The 16,070-nt window shown below is 66.3% G+C and carries 14 protein-coding genes and 1 pseudogene; 8 read left to right on the top strand and 7 right to left on the bottom strand.

Annotated features, from left to right (window positions below; translation table 11 throughout):
* Positions 1–37: 37 nt before the first annotated feature.
* The 3 genes from ACZZZD_RS05270 to ACZZZD_RS05260 are packed head-to-tail and all read right to left on the bottom strand — an operon-like array spanning position 38 to position 3,075.
* A complete protein-coding gene (locus ACZZZD_RS05270) occupies positions 38–2,122 on the bottom strand; it encodes a glycoside hydrolase family 65 protein (protein WP_463433277.1) in 2,085 nt (694 codons plus the stop codon).
* A 60-nt stretch (positions 2,123–2,182) separates the two neighbouring features.
* Positions 2,183–2,473 carry a hypothetical protein gene (locus tag ACZZZD_RS05265; RefSeq protein WP_463433276.1) on the bottom strand — a complete coding sequence of 97 codons (291 nt, stop codon included), beginning with the start codon at positions 2,471–2,473 and terminating at the stop codon, positions 2,183–2,185.
* Positions 2,470–3,075 (bottom strand): cysteine hydrolase family protein, encoded by a 606-nt coding sequence (locus ACZZZD_RS05260; protein WP_463433274.1) that lies wholly within the window; start codon positions 3,073–3,075, stop codon positions 2,470–2,472. Before ACZZZD_RS05260 ends, ACZZZD_RS05265 begins: the two co-directional genes overlap by 4 nt.
* Before the next feature lie 435 nt (positions 3,076–3,510).
* Here ACZZZD_RS05260 and ACZZZD_RS05255 point away from each other — a divergent pair, with 435 nt between their 5' ends.
* Both ACZZZD_RS05255 and ACZZZD_RS05250 read left to right on the top strand, forming a co-directional pair.
* Entirely contained in the window at positions 3,511–4,233 is a 723-nt protein-coding gene (locus ACZZZD_RS05255; RefSeq protein WP_463433272.1) for a cytochrome c oxidase assembly protein, read from the top strand.
* The gene (locus ACZZZD_RS05250; RefSeq protein ID WP_463433270.1) at positions 4,230–4,949 is read left to right on the top strand and encodes a cytochrome b; all 720 of its coding nucleotides are present in this window, start codon (positions 4,230–4,232) and stop codon (positions 4,947–4,949) included. Before ACZZZD_RS05255 ends, ACZZZD_RS05250 begins: the two co-directional genes overlap by 4 nt.
* Positions 4,950–4,956: 7 nt before the next feature.
* On the opposite strand, the pseudogene ACZZZD_RS05245 reads toward ACZZZD_RS05250, so the two are convergent.
* A pseudogene (locus ACZZZD_RS05245) lies at positions 4,957–5,418 on the bottom strand (c-type cytochrome); the annotation flags it as partial.
* Between the two features lie 223 nt (positions 5,419–5,641).
* Here ACZZZD_RS05245 and ACZZZD_RS05240 point away from each other — a divergent pair.
* From ACZZZD_RS05240 to ACZZZD_RS05215, 6 genes are all read left to right on the top strand, one after another.
* Positions 5,642–6,040: a c-type cytochrome gene (locus ACZZZD_RS05240; RefSeq protein WP_463433268.1), complete on the top strand. Its 399-nt coding sequence runs from the start codon at positions 5,642–5,644 to the stop codon at positions 6,038–6,040.
* Positions 6,030–7,007, top strand: coding sequence for a cytochrome c oxidase subunit II (coxB, locus tag ACZZZD_RS05235; RefSeq protein ID WP_463433266.1), 978 nt, complete (start codon positions 6,030–6,032; stop codon positions 7,005–7,007). Before ACZZZD_RS05240 ends, coxB begins: the two co-directional genes overlap by 11 nt.
* Entirely contained in the window at positions 7,004–9,550 is a 2,547-nt protein-coding gene (gene ctaD, locus ACZZZD_RS05230; RefSeq protein WP_463433264.1) for a cytochrome c oxidase subunit I, read from the top strand. The genes coxB and ctaD overlap by 4 nt, the downstream gene beginning before the upstream one ends.
* Positions 9,547–9,855, top strand: a complete 309-nt coding sequence (locus ACZZZD_RS05225; protein ID WP_463433262.1) for a hypothetical protein — start codon at positions 9,547–9,549, stop codon at positions 9,853–9,855. Before ctaD ends, ACZZZD_RS05225 begins: the two co-directional genes overlap by 4 nt.
* A gap of 95 nt (positions 9,856–9,950) precedes the next feature.
* Entirely contained in the window at positions 9,951–10,376 is a 426-nt protein-coding gene (locus ACZZZD_RS05220) for a DUF2231 domain-containing protein (RefSeq protein WP_463433260.1), read from the top strand.
* Positions 10,377–10,414: 38 nt separating this feature from the next.
* The gene (locus tag ACZZZD_RS05215; protein WP_463436087.1) at positions 10,415–11,680 is read left to right on the top strand and encodes a PQQ-dependent sugar dehydrogenase; all 1,266 of its coding nucleotides are present in this window, start codon (positions 10,415–10,417) and stop codon (positions 11,678–11,680) included.
* A gap of 6 nt (positions 11,681–11,686) precedes the next feature.
* On the opposite strand, the gene ACZZZD_RS05210 is transcribed toward ACZZZD_RS05215, so the two are convergent.
* From ACZZZD_RS05210 to ACZZZD_RS05200, 3 genes are all read right to left on the bottom strand, one after another.
* The gene (locus tag ACZZZD_RS05210) at positions 11,687–12,361 is read right to left on the bottom strand and encodes a helix-turn-helix transcriptional regulator (protein ID WP_463433258.1); all 675 of its coding nucleotides are present in this window, start codon (positions 12,359–12,361) and stop codon (positions 11,687–11,689) included.
* A 172-nt stretch (positions 12,362–12,533) separates the two neighbouring features.
* Positions 12,534–13,421 carry a hypothetical protein gene (locus tag ACZZZD_RS05205; RefSeq protein WP_463433256.1) on the bottom strand — a complete coding sequence of 296 codons (888 nt, stop codon included), beginning with the start codon at positions 13,419–13,421 and terminating at the stop codon, positions 12,534–12,536.
* A gap of 31 nt (positions 13,422–13,452) precedes the next feature.
* Positions 13,453–16,068, bottom strand: coding sequence for a fimbria/pilus outer membrane usher protein (locus tag ACZZZD_RS05200; RefSeq protein WP_463433254.1), 2,616 nt, complete (start codon positions 16,066–16,068; stop codon positions 13,453–13,455).
* Between the last annotated feature and the right edge of the window lie 2 nt (positions 16,069–16,070).

Genomic DNA, 16,070 nt, shown 5'->3' with positions numbered 1-16,070 from the left:
GTCCATCGCATTGTTGAAGGCGCGTTCGGTCGGGACCTTAAAGCCAGGTAATTTCAGCCAATGCGCCCTGCTCGGCGTGCAAGCGGGCGGCGCATCCGTTCAGCCAAATCCTTTCGACGGTGATGGCCTCCCAGCCCTGCGGCAGTGTCGTCAAGCGGGCGGGCCAACTCGCCGGATCGCCCCGCGCGTTCAGACCCGTGAAACCGTAGAGCAGCCCCATCAACATGCCGGCTAGATTGGCGAAGAACGGGCCGGCGGCCGTCTCGCTGTCGGGGTGGTCGGGGCGGTATTCCAGACACTGATGGAAGCGGCCGGCATCATAGGCGGCGTAGCCGACGTCGAACAGTTTCAGCGCCAGGGCGCGGTCGCCCACCATTGCGGCCCAGGCGCTGTAGAGGGCAGGGAACATTGGGGCGCCGACGTATTCCTCCCAATGCGACAGGTAGAAATCCAACGTCTTGCACGCGGTCGTCGGGTCGGTTTGAAACCCGCCAGGGAACAGACCAGCCAGAGGCGATGGCGTGGCGCCCTTGGGTTCATCGACCCGAAAGTCGTCGTGTGCCGCGATCACGCCGTCGGATCGCACAGGCAGATAGAGCTTCTCACGGACCCGTCGCCAGGCCGCAGGCGGGTTCCGTCCGATCGCCTCAGCCGTCGCTATGGCGCGCGACAAGACGTCGTCGATCAGCATCAGGGTGAAGGCGTCGTTGTCGGGCGGATTAGGCACCTCGGCCGGTCCGGTCGCGCGCAGCAACTCATAGCCACGCCCGGTCAGGGTCAGTCGGCTGACGATCCAGTTCGCCACACCGTCAAGCACGGGCCAGGCGTCGTCGCGAAGGAAAGTTTCTTCGCCCGTGGCATCGGCGAAAAGGCTGAAGGCGCGGGCGACGTGCAGCGAGCCGTGATCCTCATGCGCCGCGCCCGATCCCCCGCCCGGCGTGGCCTCCTGCGCCGTCAGCGGGGCCGCCTCCCACGGGAACTGAAGCCCCCGACGACCGGACAGGCGCGCATTGGACGCAGCGGCCGACATGCCCCGTGTTCGGAAAGCCAGCAGTGCTCGCGCCGAATCCGGCTGGCTGAGGGCCACCGGGGGCACGCAAAAGGCGTCGATGTCCCACATCACATGGCCGAAATAGTAGGTGTAGTCGCGCCAGGCGGCCAGGCCGAAGATCGAGGTCGCAGCGGGCGAGGCCGCATGCACCGAGCTGTTGAGATAGAAGAAGGCGGCGTCGATGAGCGCCTGATGCTCGACGCTGGCGCCCTTCACGACGATCCGTCCGCGCCAGAGGTTACGCCACGCCTCGCGGTTGCGCCTGCGCAGGGTGTCGAACCCGCTTTGCGCGGCACGTGCCACGCGACGCACCGCCTCTTCGTCCGGGCGGGCGTGGATCAGCGACGGCACGAGCGCCGCCAACTGTCGAAGTCGAACGCCGCGCTTGCCGACTAGGCCCATATCGTAGGTCGTCTGTAGCGGCCCGATCGCGTCCCAATGGGTGACATCGCGGTTTGCGGCAGGCGTCGTTTCGGTCCAGAGCGCCAGTCCGCAGGTGGAAAGGTCGCCGTCGGTAGACCACAGCAGGGACCCGTCACACGCGGGTTCCGGCTCGCCCGGCGTGTCGGTCCGCCGTCGCACGACCCGACCGCGAAGATTTGCGGTCGAGGTTCGAGCGCGCAGTTTGATGGTGCAACTCGCGTCGGGCTGCACGGTGACTTCCTGCAGCACCAACACCGGGGCGGTGCGGCTGGCGAAGGTGACGACTTCGATGCTTGCCTCCACATCGCCGAACTGTGCGCGCCACTGTGTCGTCAGTTCCGCGGTGGCGAAGTCATAGGCCTGGCGAAGGTCGCTGACACACCAGGGCTGGTCCGACAGCCAGACGCCGTTGATGCAGATGTCGGCCTCCAGGGGATAGGGAACCGGAGCGCCCGCCTCGATCCGACGCTCGGGATCTTCGCCGACCACGCCGTTGACCATCGTCATGCCGGCCGCGAGCGCCATTTCCCGCACGCGAAGGCCGATCAGGCCGTTCGAGACGTAGGCCGGTAGCGCGCCATTCCGCGCGCCGTGCTCCTCGGGCGGGTTGATCGGCCTCCAGTCCGCGACGGATTTATCGCCAGCCATGTCTCACCTCGTGTTCCCCTCGTTCGACAGCCAATCAACAGAGTGGTTTCGACCTGGTTCCTATGTGTCCTGGCGATCGGCGAGCGGCGGAGACGTGAAGATATAGATGCCGGCCTCGACCAGCCTGGCGATCAGATCCCGGGGGTCTTCAGCAGACTTCGGCTCAAGCGCGGGCCTGTATTCAGCGACCAGGGCGCCATCTCTCCACAAAGCGACTGTCGCGTTGTGCCGTTCGGCGCGTCGCCGCGCCTGCTGCAGGGCGTCAGCCCCATCCGTGGCGATCAGCGTCTCAGGCTCGCCGCCATCACAGTATCGAAGTTGATATCGAAGGACGGAGGCGCGCGGTTTCATGTGCGCCAGCCTTCAAGCACCTCGTCGCTTTCGGCCGTTTCGATCTGTTGACCGAACCGATCGCTGTAGAGGGCCAGGAGATCGTCGTGCGGCCCGTCCGCCGAACTGCACACTGCATCGGTGACGACCACGACGCGATAACCGAGATCGACGGCGCCCAAGACCGCCGCCAGGACGCAGACATCTGTTTCCGCGCCGCTGATGACCACCGTATCGACGCCTGCGTTTCGGAGATCATCGTGAAGCGATGTGCCGAGCCAGGGGGAATAGACCCGCTTGTCCAGCAGGCGTGCAGGCGGGACGAACCGCTGCAGCGGCAGGGTCAACTCGATCAACCCGGGATCCAGCGCCTCCAACGTCATCGATGACCAATGGCGCCAATAGCGACGCCAGGCGCCGTGGCCCTCATCGGGGTGCGCCACGGGGATGAAACGTGTGAAACACGTCCTTTCCGTCTTCGCCTCGCAAAGCCGCACGATCATCGGAAGAACCCGCTCGGCCCAAGGCGCCCGCCACGCGGTTTCCTCGACGAACATCCTTTGCATGTCGATGCAGAGGTGAACTGCAGTGGAAGGAATGGCGTCTCGCAAGCCCTGGGCCATGGCTTAGACCGTATCAGCGCACGGCGCGGCCACATCTGCATGCGTCTTGTCGTGGCTTGACGCGTGCTCCCCGGAATGATGTTCGATTACGCCGCTTTCCACCTCGGTGCGGGAAAAGACCTCCTCCTGACCCGACTCCAGGAGCTCGTCCTCAGCCCCACCCAACCCACCTTGGGCGAGGCCGCGCGATCTCTCTCCGGCACCCGACGCGGCAGCAGAAGACGCGGTTTCGGCAGAGGTGAACCTGGCAGAGAGGGGCATGGCGATTCCAACATCCAGTGTGGAAGTTTAACCTGAGGAGGGGAGCGGGGTTCCTATGTCCGGTTTTGGTCCGTGACGGAGTGAGGTGGGTCGCGGGCCGGGAACCCGTCGGGGCGTCCAGGCTTTCAAGCAGGAGCTTGAGGGGATGCGCGTGCGGCAGCCGAAGATGCGATCATGAGCCCGGCCTTGGCCTGGACGCCTTATTGCGGGCCTGCGCCTGAGTTTGGCGAATGGCGCTGGAATCTCGATCCAGTGTTGCTGGTCGTGCTGGTTGCGGCGACGGGGTTGATCGCGTGGCGGCTGGAGGGGCGGCGTCGAGCGTTTGGGTTGGCGGCGATGGCGGTGCTGGCGTTTGGGTTTGTCTCGCCCCTCTGCGCCCTGAGTTCGGCGCTGTTTTCGGCGCGGACCGTGCATCATGTCTTGCTGGTGGGGGTTGCGGCGCCTCTGCTAGCTGCAGCCTTGCCGGATCGGCGGTATGGGTCGCTGGTGCTGGCGACGGCCATGCAGGCGGTGGTGTTCTGGGCTTGGCATGCGCCGGACGCCTATGCGGCGGCTCTGTCGAATGACGCTGTGTATTGGGTGATGCAGATCAGCCTGCTGGCCAGCGCTGTCTGGTTCTGGGCCTGCGCGCGTGCGGCAACGGCGCCGGCGGCGGTATTGGCGCTTCTGGCGGCGATGCTGGCGATGGGGCTGCTGGGAGCGGTGCTGACCTTTGCGGGTCAGGCCGTCTATGCGCCGCACGCCTATACGACCCTGGCCTGGGGCATGACGCCGCTGGAGGACCAGCAGGCGGCCGGGCTGATCATGTGGGCGCCGGCGGCGGCGCTCTATCTGTTCGCGGCGCTTTGGCGGCTGGGTCGGATGATCGGGCCTGATGTCGAGGCGCGGGCGGCGTGATCGAGAAGCTTTTCACGCAATTACTCGAATGGGCGGCGGGGCACCATGACGAGGGGCGGTATTCGCCTGTCGGCATCCTGTTCCACTGGGTCATGGCGGGGCTGGTGATCTTCCAGCTCGGCTGGGGCTGGTGGATGGGGCGTCAGCCGGTTGGCGGGGCGATGGTGGCCGCCTATGACCTGCATTTCGCGGTCGGGGTGCTGATGCTGATTTTGGTGATCGGGCGGCTGTCGTGGCGGTTGCTGGCGCCCAATCTGATCAACGATGCAGACAAGCCGGGGTGGGAGAGCATGGCCGCCCATGTGACCCACTATATCTTCTACATCTGCCTGTTCGGCCTGCCGCTGTCGGGCTGGGCCATGATTTCGGCGACGGATCGGACGCGGCAGCTGGAGACCTTGGGTTTCATCAAATGGCCGCTGCTGCCGCTTCAGGAGTTGTCGAACACCCAGTTATGGGCGATCGAGGCGGCGGCGGAATGGATGCACTGGGGGCTGGTTGTGACCTTGCTGCTGATGATACCCATCCACGCCGGCGCCGCGCTCAAGCACCATCTGATCGATAGGGACGACGTGTTTCACGCGATGCTGCCGGTCGTGCCGCAGCTTCGACCGAGGCGGACCCGGTGGCAGCGGCGCTGGCGGGCCCTGGAGAAGCGGGTCGTGTCGACAGCCAGAACGCTATGGCGCGGGCTTCTGGGTCCGAAAGCGATTTGACGGCGGCGGCCATGACGCCGCGCGGATCGTTGCGGCGCTCGCCCGACTTCCAGCGGTCGATCTGTTCAAGCGTATAGGCGACGGGCTGGCCCGCGATCTGCGGATTGCCGCCCTGACCCGAGCCTTGGCCGTCCACGCCATGACAGGAGGCACAGGCGACGATCCCTCGCGAGGCGTCGCCATTCAGATAGATGGCGGGTGTGGACGTGGCGGGAGGGGAGGGCATTTGCGGGATGGGCAGCGCCGCATAATAGGCCGCGACATTGCGACGGCCTTTCTGGTCCAGCGCCTTAGCGATACGGGTCATGGCGTCGTCGGGACGCAGGCCTGAGGCGTAGTCTTCCATCTGTTTCTGCAGATAGCCGGCGTCCAGTCCTGCCAGGCGTGGCGCGGCCACGCCGTCGCCGCCGCCGTCTAGGCCGTGACAGGTGAAACACGCGTTGGCCGCGCCGCCCGGGCCGCCACTCATGGCGATTATCTGGCCGTTCGCGGCAAAGGCGCGGTCTGTCTGGCCCTGCCTGGAATCACAGGCGGCCAGGGCCAACAATAAAAAAGGGGCAAGGGTCGCGCGCACTGCGGTGCAACACCTGCTTATGGCGGAGGTTCCCCATGACATGAAGACGGGGCCGCATGTCGCAGTCGGGAACCTCCGCCCTCGAAGGGGATTGGTCTGGCGAAGCTTTGGGGGGCGGATGGGTTTTCGGACGACGGGCGAGGCGATGGGGCGGCGGGCGACGACCGGCGCGCTGGCGCTCGCCCTGTGCGCCTGCGTGGACAAGGCCGACCTGCCGCGACCGATGGTCCAGGCCGACCCGGCCGCCGGACTGGCGGTGATCGAGGAAGTCGGTTGCGCCGCCTGTCACAAGATTCCCGGCGTCGCCTGGCCCGAGGGGCGGTCGGGGTCGAACCTCGCGGGGTTCGGGGCGCGGCCCCTGATCGCGGGACGCCTGCCGAACCAGCCCGATGTCCTGATCCGCTGGCTGATCGACGCGCCGTCGATGGATCCGGGAACCGCCATGCCGCCCATGCCCCTGACGCAAGACCAAGCCCGCGACGTCGCGGCCTATCTGTACACGCTCGATGAAGACTGAAGCCCCTCCCGGAATCGCCGGCTGGCCCCCGCCCGTGCTCGATCCGGCCGGGCCGTTCGCCGGGCCGATCCAGACAGTGGCCTGGGTGCTGTTCGTCATGGCGGCGGTGGTCATGGTCGTCGTGCTGGTCGCGCTGGGCGTCGCCCTGTTCGGGCCGCGCAGGTGGAAGCGGCGGGTCGGGGGCGAGCGGCTGATCTGGATCGCCGGCCTGGTCTTTCCGGTGGTCGTGTTGACGGGCCTGCTGATCTATGGACTGACGACGACGGCGCGGGTGGCCGATGCGCCAAAGCCGGGCGAGATGCGCGTGCGGGTCACGGGCGAGATGTGGTGGTGGCGCGTCGCCTATCTGGACGACCAGGGCCGCGAGATCGTCCAGGACGCCAACGAGGTGCACGTCCCCGCCGGTCAACCGGTGGTGTTCGAGCTGGAAAGCGCGGACGTGATCCACAGCTTCTGGGTGCCGCGCCTGGGCGGCAAGACCGACATGATCCCCGGACGGCGCAACTTCATGCGGTTGCAGGCCGATACGCCCGGAACCTATGGCGGACAGTGCGCGGAATATTGCGGCGGGCCGCACGCCCTGATGGGGCTGGTGGTCGTGGCCCATGCGCCGGACGACTACGCCGCCTGGCTGGCGCGACAGTCGCGACCGGCCGCCGCCGTGCCGTCGGCTCAGGGACCGCTGGCGCTGATCGACCAGGGGCGCAACGTCTTCGCCGCCTCGGGCTGCGCCGCCTGCCACACCATTCGTGGGACCGAGGCGAACGGGCTGGCCGGGCCTGACCTGACCCATGTCGGGTCGCGCCAGACCCTGGGCGCCGGCATCCTGCCGAACAATCAGGGGACGATGGCCGGCTGGATCTCGGACAGTCAGAGCCTGAAGCCGGGCAACCGAATGCCCTCCTATGCGGTCCTGTCGGGTCAGGACGTGCGCGCCGTCGCCGCCTATCTGGAAAGCCTCAAATGAGTTCGGAAACCGGGTTCGATCCCGAACTCTACAAACGCTTTCCCACGACCGAGCCCCGGCCCGAGGGCGAACTGGAGCAGTTGGAGGAGGTCTGGTGCGGCCCGCGGCGTCCGTGGGAGTGGATCACGGCGATCAACAACAACTACATCGGCGTCTATTACGTCGGCGCAGCCATGCTGTTCTTCGTGCTGGCCGGGGTGCTGGCCCTGTTGATGCGGACCCAGCTGGCCCTGCCGATGACGGGCTTCCTGGCGCAGGAGACCTACAACCAGATCTTCACGATGCACGGCACGGTGATGATGTTCCTGTTCGCCGTCCCGGCGGTCGAGGCGCTGGGCGTGCTGCTGTTGCCCCAGATGCTGGGCGCGCGCGACCTGCCGTTCCCGAGGCTGAGCGCCTACGCCTTCTGGGCCTATCTGGTCGGCGGGCTATGCTTCTTCGCCTCGCTGTTCTTCGGCCTGGCGCCGAACGGCGGCTGGTTCATGTATCCGCCGCTGACCTCGACCACCTATTCCCCGGGGATCAACGCCGACTTCTGGCTGCTGGGCATCGGCTTCATCGAGATCTCGGCCATCGCCGGCGCCATCGAAATCATCGTCGGCGTGTTGAAGACCCGCGCGCCGGGCATGACGTTGGACAAGTTGCCGATCTTCGCCTGGGCCATGCTGATCTTCGCCTGCATGATCATCATCGCCTTCCCGTCGATCATCCTGTCGACCCTGCTGCTGGAGCTGGAGAGGGCGTTGGGCTGGCCCTTCTTCGATGCGGCCAAGGGGGGCGACCCCATGTTGTGGCAGCACCTGTTCTGGTTCTTCGGCCACCCGGAGGTCTACATCATCTTCCTGCCGGCGGCGGGGGCGATGTCCACCGTGATCCCGGCCGTCGCCCAGACCAAGCTGGTCGGTTATCGGCTGGTGGTCCTGGCCATGCTGGCGACGGGGTTCATCAGCTTCGGCGTCTGGGCGCACCACATGTTCACCACGGGCATGCCGCAGATTTCGATCAACTATTTCAGCGCCGCCTCGATGGCCGTCAGCGTGCCGGCGGGGGTTCAGGTCTTCGCCTGGATCGCCACCCTGGCGGCGGGAAGGATGCGATTCAACACGCCCGGCCTGTTTGCGGTCGGGGGGCTGGTGATCTTCGTCATGGGGGGGCTGACCGGGGTCATGGTCGCCATGGTGCCGTTCGACTGGCAGGCCCACGACAGCTATTTCATCGTCGCCCACCTGCACTATGTCCTGATCGGCGGGATGGTCTTTCCCCTGTTCGCCGCCATCTACTATTGGACGCCGATGTCCAGCCGCCGGCCGCTGAGCGAGCGTTGGGGCAAGTGGATATTCTGGCTGATGTTCGTTGGGCACAACGTCACCTTCATGCCCATGCACCTGACCGGGCTGATGGGCATGCCGCGCCGGGTCTATACCTATCTGCCGGATCGCGGATGGGAGCTGCCCAACATGATCTCGACCGTCGGCTCCTTCATGTTCGGCCTGGCGGTACTGCTGTGGGTCGTCGATATGATCCGCAACTTCCGCCCGTTCGGGAACAAGGACGCCGGCAATGTCTTCGGCGGGCCTGGGTTGGAGTGGTTGCCGTCTGGCCGCTACTCGCTGCGGTCCGTCCCGGTGATCAAAAGCCTGTATCCCGTCTGGGACCAGCCGGAGCTGGCCCGCGATGTGGAGGCCGGCCGATACTTCCTGCCCGGCGCGCCGCGCGGCCAGCGTGAGACGATGATCACCAGTCCGATCAACGCCGAGCCGCAATACCTGCAACGCATGCCCCGACCCTCCAGCTGGTATGTGTGGGGCGCGATCTTCACGGCAGGATTCTTCCTGATCCTGACGATCCAGGCCTATCTCGTCTCGGTCATCAGCGGCGTCCTGGCCATCTATTGCATCCTGAAATGGTGCTGGGGTCTGGACCGGCCCAGCGGCCCGGCGACGGTGGATGTGGGCGCAGGCGTGCGGCTGCCGACATATGTGTCCGGGCCCAGCAGCCACGGCTGGTGGGCCATGGTCATCACCCTGATCGTGGCGGGCATGGTGGCGATCATGGCCTGTTTCTCCTACATCTTCCTGTGGAGCCGACGGCCGGATCTGTGGCTGGCGCCGCCTGACCTGGGTTCGCTGCCCCTGACGCTGGGCCTCCTCATTGCAGCCGGCTTGGGCGGTTGGGCGTCTCAAGGCGCGCTGAAGCTGGATCGGCCGCGTAGCGCCGGCATCGCCGCCGTCCTGATGCTGGCTGCGACCCTGGCGGCGGGCGGCGCCTGGGCGGCCGAAGCTTCGGCGTGGTGGAACTCGGGCCTGCGTCCCGACGCGTCCAGCCAGGGCGCGACCGTCTATGCTCTGCTGGCCTGGCAGGGGATGTTCGTCGGCATCTCGCTGCTGATGGGACCGTTCGTCGTGCTGCGCTGGCTGTGCGGTCTGGTGTCGCCCAAGTATCCCGCCACCTTTGAACTGGTCGCCCTGTTCTTGGCCTTCACGGCGGTTCAAGGCGCGGCGACGACCCTGCTGATCCGCCTGTTTCCCGGCGTCGTCGCATGAAGTTCTGGCTACTGATGCTGGGCGGCCTGCTGATCTGGGCCGCCCATTTCCTGGGCCTGTATCTGCTGTCGAGCGCCAGCGATGTGGCCCGCGATGACGCCGCCGCCTGGAATGGGGCGGGGCTAGCCTTCAGCCTGATCTGTCTTTTGGTGATCGCCGGTCTGTGCTGGCGTTGCATCGTCTGGCTGCGAATGAAACCAACCGACGAGACCCGCGCCTTTGGCCTGCGGCTGGCGGTCGCCGGCGGGCTGCTGGGCGGGATCGGCGTCATTTTTCAGACCATGGTCTTGTTGGCGCCAGTCTGACGGCGAGCGGAAATGACGCAGCGCCGATATCCAGGGCGGGTGAACCATTTCGCGATCAGACGGTTAGCCAAGCTAGACTTCAGGAGAGGGCAGGCATGAGCATCCATGGACTATCAGGCGCGGTCGTTCGACCTCTGCACGGCCTATTGCTGGCGTTTCCGATCGCGCTGTTCACCTTCGCCCTGTTCACGGATATCGCCTATCTGAAGACGGCCGAGATCCAGTGGACCAACTTCTCGGCCTGGCTGATCACCGGCGCTCTGGTGTTCGGCGGGGTCGCCGGCGTCTTTTCCATCTTCGATTTCGTGCTGGGCCTGCGCCACGGCCGGTCAAACCGCGCCACGCTCCATCTTGTCACCCTGGCGTTGGCCTGGGTGCTGGGCCTGGTGAACGCCTTCAAACACAGCCAGGACGCCTGGAGCTCGGTCGGCGCTTTCGGCGTGATCCTGTCCATCCTCTGCACAATCCTGGTCCTGGTCGCCGGCTGGACCGCCTATGCCGCGCGGGAGACCATCCGATGAACAAGAACCTGCTCGCCGCCAGCGCCGCGACCCTTGCCATGGCCCTGACCGTCGCCTCTTGCGGCAACGCCAGCGATCCCAAGCTGAATCAGACGGGCAGTGCGCCCGACCTGCCCCAGGTCAACGAGACCCTGGTTCCGGCGATGAAGATCAGCCCGCCGGCGAACTGGAACGGCGAGACGCCGACCGTGCCTGCAGGCTTCACCATCAGCGCCTTCGCCACCGATCTGAAGATCCCTCGCCAGATGCTGGTGCTGCCGAATGGCGACGTGCTGATCGCCGAGGGGCGCGGCGGCCACGCGCCAGCCATGCGACCCAAGGACGTGATCGCCGGCGTCATCAAGAAACAGGGCAATACCAAGATCAAGGGCGGCAACCGCATCACCCTGCTGCGCGACGGCAACAACGACGGCATCCCTGAACTCCGCACTGTCCTGGTCGAGAACCTGGATGCGCCATACGGTCTCGCTTACGTCGACGGCTATCTCTACGTCGCCGAACAGGGGGCGCTGGTTCGCTTTGCCTTCCAGCCAGGCCAGACCGGCATTGCGACGCCGGCCGAGCGGGTGACAGAACTGCCGTCGCGCATCAACCACCACTGGACCAAGTCCCTGACCGCCAGCGCAGATGGGACGAAACTCTACGTCGGCATCGGCTCCAACTCCAACGTCGGCGAGCGCGGCCTGGCCGTGGAAGAAGAGCGCGCCGTGGTCTGGGAAATCGACCGCGCGACCGGTGCGCGCCGCACCATCGCCACCGGCATTCGCAACCCGACCGCCCTGGCGATCGAGCCGACCACCAGCCTGTTGTGGTCGGTGGTCAACGAGCGCGACGAACTGGGCCCGCAACTGGTGCCGGATTACCTGACTCAGGTCCGCGACGGCGCCTTCTACGGCTGGCCCTACAGCTACTGGGGCCAGAACACCGATCCGCGCGTGATGCCGCAGAACCCGGGAATGGTCGCCAGGGCGATCAAGCCCGACTACGCCCTGGGATCGCACGTGGCGGCGCTGGGCATCGACTTCGCGCGAAACGGCGGCTTCGGCGGCGCGTTTTCTAACGGCGCCTTCATCGGCATGCACGGCAGCTGGAACCGTCAGGATCCGTCCGGCTACAAGGTCGCCTGGGTGCCCTTCAACGCCGGTCGTCCGGCAGGACCGCCTGTCGATTTCGCCACCGGCTTCCTGAAGAACGGCGAGGCTCGGGGCCGCCCTGTCGGCGTCGCCTTCGACGCTAACAAGCGCGTGCTGCTGGTCGCTGACGACTTGTCCAACACCGTCTGGCGCATCGCCCCGGCGCGGTAATCCCTGTCAGGGAGTGAGTTGGAAGCTGAGACGTAGCGCGCCGGTGATCCCCTTGACGCCCATCCTCATGCAGATGGCGCGCAGGTGGGCGCGGACGGTGTGGATGGACATGTCCAGCTTGCGGCCGATGTCCTTGGGCGCGTCGCCGCAGGTCAGGTAGGACAGAACAGACGTCTCCGCGCGCGTCAGGCCGAAGACGGCGCGTAGAGGCTCGATCCGTTCTGCGCTCAGCGGTCTGGCTTGGGAGGCCGTCGCGAAAATCTTGTCGGCCACGTCGGGCAGGACGGCGAGGTCAAGCAGGCACCAAGCGTCGTCCCCCGCACGAAACAGGATGCGTCCACTGGCTTGCCGACCATCGGCGAGACGCGCGAGCAGCACTTCGAACTCGGGGCGATTGCGATGGGTGGAGCAGATGAACATTTCGCCCGATCCGATCACGCCGCAGGCCGCCAGGTCGCGGCCCCTGGCGTTGGCGTGCAGGATGCGACCATGCGGGTCGAGAACAAAACGCGCCATCATGTCATGCTCGAACCACGCCGCGCCGCGTTGGGCGTCGAGCCGTCCATCGTTCACCTTGAGCGTACTGAACACGCGGGGGGGGACGGCTTCCCCGACCTGGGTCCGATACTGACGCGCGGCCCTGTGCCTGACCGCCGTCGTCATAACGTCGTGTTCGATCATCCTGATGTCTTCCCTCAGCCCTACGCCTCGACGGCCGCCGCAAGCGGGCGGCATCGATCCTGCCGACAGCCCTTTCGGCACGCGCAAATCGTTAACATGGTGGATAAGTCTGGGTAATAGCCCATGTTGGCTAACCAAGATGGGGTATAGGCCATTGATAGATCTAGGATAATCAGTTCGGAGATACATCAATGGTGAGTATATCCTCGTATCGCCCCGCCATTTGAGCGCCCGCAACGCCGAGCGTGAACGACATCGGCAGGGACATGCCGGCCAGGGTTCGGGGCGGATCTACTTCGCGGGTCCAGAGGGAGGTTAGATCCACCGCGACGCCGTCCAGATCGACGGTGTAGGGCACCGTCGAATCCGACACGATGTCGTCGGCGGTCACCCGTCGCATCACGCCCTGATGTTCCGATTTGATGGTCAGGATCGAGGGGGCGTTGGCGCGAACCTGCACGAAAATGCGTCGCGTCGCCCCCGTGACGGCGTCGCCGAAGTCCACCGTCTCCACACTGCTGTTCGAGCCGAAGGCGCCAGCCGCGCCCGCAATATTCAACTGGGCGCGGGGCGTGGAAAGCAGCGAGACCCGCAGGGGTATGGACGGCAGAATATCGGTGCGGTTCGTGTCCTGAACCAGGATGTGCAGGTCGGCGTCATGCTCGCCGGCTTCGGGCACAGCGTCCACCACGACGGCGGCGTCGAACTGAACATCCTGGGTCGTGCGGCCGGCGAGGGTGAAGTTGAACACGCCGGGTTCAAGGCTGGAGGCGACGAAGCCGGAGGTCTCGCGCGGCTTGAACTGCACACCCACGCCGCCCACCGGCACGCCTGCGATTTCGGCCCCGGCGTCGTCGGTGAAGGACAGTCGGATGTCGCAGGCGCTGTCGGTTCGGTTTTCCAGCTTCAGGTTCAGAGCGCCCGACGAAGACCCGATCGCGAAGGGATTGTAGTTGATCGTTACCGTGCCGGGACCCTGGGTCAGGGCCAGGTCGCAAGTCTGGGCGCGACACGCGAACCCCGCGAACAGCACGACGGTCGCCGCCAGGAAGGGCGACATCCACTGGCGCGCGGCAGCGAGCGAGGGCGTTTTACTGGACTGTATGAATCTCGCCGACATCGACGATTCCCCCCTCATTGGCCGGGACGACGAACTCGCCGACGACGGCGCCCTGGATGACGATGCGATAGCGGCCAGGCGCCAGGCCATCGGCGACAAAGCGTCCGCTTCGGTTGGTGAAGAACAACTTGCCCTCGGCGTCGTCCGGTTGATCGGCGCGCTTGAGCTGGCCGCCGACCAGCCCGACCGGCCCCGACGACGACACCAGCACGCCCCGCGCCGTGCGCGATGCGTCGCTGCCGACGGTGAGGTGATAGCCATTGCCGAAACCGGGGAAGACCGTGACGACGCCCGCCCCCAAATCATAGCCGGCGGGCAGGGGTTCGGCGTCGATCTCGAACCGCCGCACGCCATAGGCGCGGTCGATCCCCGCCATCGCCGGGCCCAGCAGGCCGCTGTGGGCGATGGGATAGCCGCTGGAATCCGTCAGGCTGACGCGCGACTTCGACAGGGTGGGATGCCGGCTGGCGATTACGAATCCTTCGCGCGAGGCGCGGCCGATGCCAAAGGCGCCATCGGCGTAACCGATCATGGTCGATAGGCGCCACAGCGACTCCTGGCGGGTGGCGCCGCCCGGCTGTGACGACACCAGACGGTTGGACACCAACTCTGCATCGAACCGGTTGTTGATGTATCGGACATCGGCGGAAACGGCCTGGTTCGAGCGGTCCTGCGACAGGCGCAGGTCGCCGCTGACATCGTTCAGACGGCCCGATGAGGCGCGCGACACCCCGACCTCGCGGAAGTCGCTGTCGCTGTCGTAACGCGCCGTGCTGCTCCAGCGGCCTCCGAAGCGGGAAGTCAGGGTGAAGCCGATGCGGTCTTCCTTGCGGCCGTCCTCCGCCGTGCCCTGCTGCCAGGCCAGGTTGACCGCGAACTTGCGGAAGCTGCGGCCGAGCGAGAGACTGAGATCCGTGCGGTCTCTCTGGTTTCGGCCTTTGACGAAAGCGCCGCCAGCGGTCACCGAATAGTCCCGCAGCCGCAGCAGAACCCGCGCCGCCGCTCGCCATTTCTCGCGGTTGAACGCGGTTTCGTCGAAGGCGCTCTGGAAGAACTTGCTGGTCGCCTGGGCCGAGGCGACGAAACGCAGTTCGACATCGCGGCTGAAGCGGACTTCGCGCAGATAGTCGACGGCGGCGACATAGCCCGTATCTCCCGTGTCGCCGTTGTGGCTCCCGCCGCCGCTGACCTGGATGAGGCCGGCGGGAGAGCCCCAGATGGCCAGGCCGCCGACTTGGCCGCGCCCTTTGGCCATCTGGGCATTGGCGCCCAGGGTCATGGCGTCGCTGACCCCCTTTCGCACGAATCCTGTCGTGGCCAGGGTCGAGCCATATTGCAGCTGTCCGCCTTGTTCGAGAACGCCGGCCGACACACCGAAGTCCAGCACGCCGCGATCCAGCAGGCCGGCGCCGCCGAACAGGTCGAACACGGCGATCTCGCGCTGACCATTGTCGTCTTCCACCAGAAGGCGGACGGTGTTGGCGCCTTCGCCGAACGGAAAGTCGCCCAGCGAATAGGGACCCGCCTCCAGTCGGATACGCTCGACGATGACTCCATTGACCTCGACCACCACCAGGGCGGGGCGGTCCAGGATGAACTGGCGGCGGCCCGAAGGGCGGACGTTCTGGAAAGGGCGAATGGTCGAATAGGCCCGAGCCGCCGACAGGCCCAAAAAGCGCTGCGAGCCCTGAAAACTCTCGACCGGCGGTGCGAACTCCCCGGCCGTCAGTCGCACGGCCGAGTTGAACAGGTCCTTGGTCAGGCGGATCTCTCGCCGCGTCCAGCGGCTGTCATTCGCGCTGCCGTCGTAGTCCGCGCCGGCCGTGAGGGTGACGCCGTCGAAGCCGCCCAGATTGGCGAACATGTCGACGCCGCCCTGAAGCGGCGAGAACCGGCTGTCGGTGTGCGAATACTGCTGGGCCATTGTGATATTGGCGCCCGCTGAGAAGTTGGCGGGCTGATCGAAAGCGGCGGGATCGACGCTTTCTTCCTGCGAAAAGCCGATCCGGCGTTGAGCGCGGGCGTCAGGGCTGAGCGTCGCGACGAAGGTCAGCGACAGCGGGTCGAAGGTCAGCGAGAACCCATCGGTGTTCAGGTCGGCCATATTGACCTTGGTCTGCGCCCCAATCCGCGCGGTCAGCGCCTCGCGCACGCGCGGCGCCACCTGCGATTTCAACAGGTCCATCAGACCGACTGCGTCGACCAGACCCTCGCCCTGGGCGTCGACTTCGCCGCTGACGTCGCCCAGATATTTGCCCTCCAGGGTCAACGGCCCCTGGATCGGGCTGAGGACCGGCATGGGTCGGGCGGAAGGCGTCTGATCCTGGACGCGGGTGGTTATGGTCGGGGCGGACGACAGGGGCGCGGCGGCGGCTGCGGCCTCGTGCGTCCGGTCGATCGCCACGGTCGCCATCCACGGTCCCGTCGAACGCCCGTCATAGTCGGAGGCCGTGCGAATGATCTCGTCGGCGCCTTGGACGGCGCTGGCGTTCAGGGCCGCGGCGAGAGAGCCTCCCAGACACGCAACCACGCCCAGGCGGCCGACTCGGCGGCGGTGGACAAGGCGAAGGTTTGACCGGGCGGCCATCC

This window comes from Brevundimonas sp. AC546 (assembly GCF_979258305.1).
This window is presented reverse-complemented; position numbering and strand designations above follow the sequence as displayed.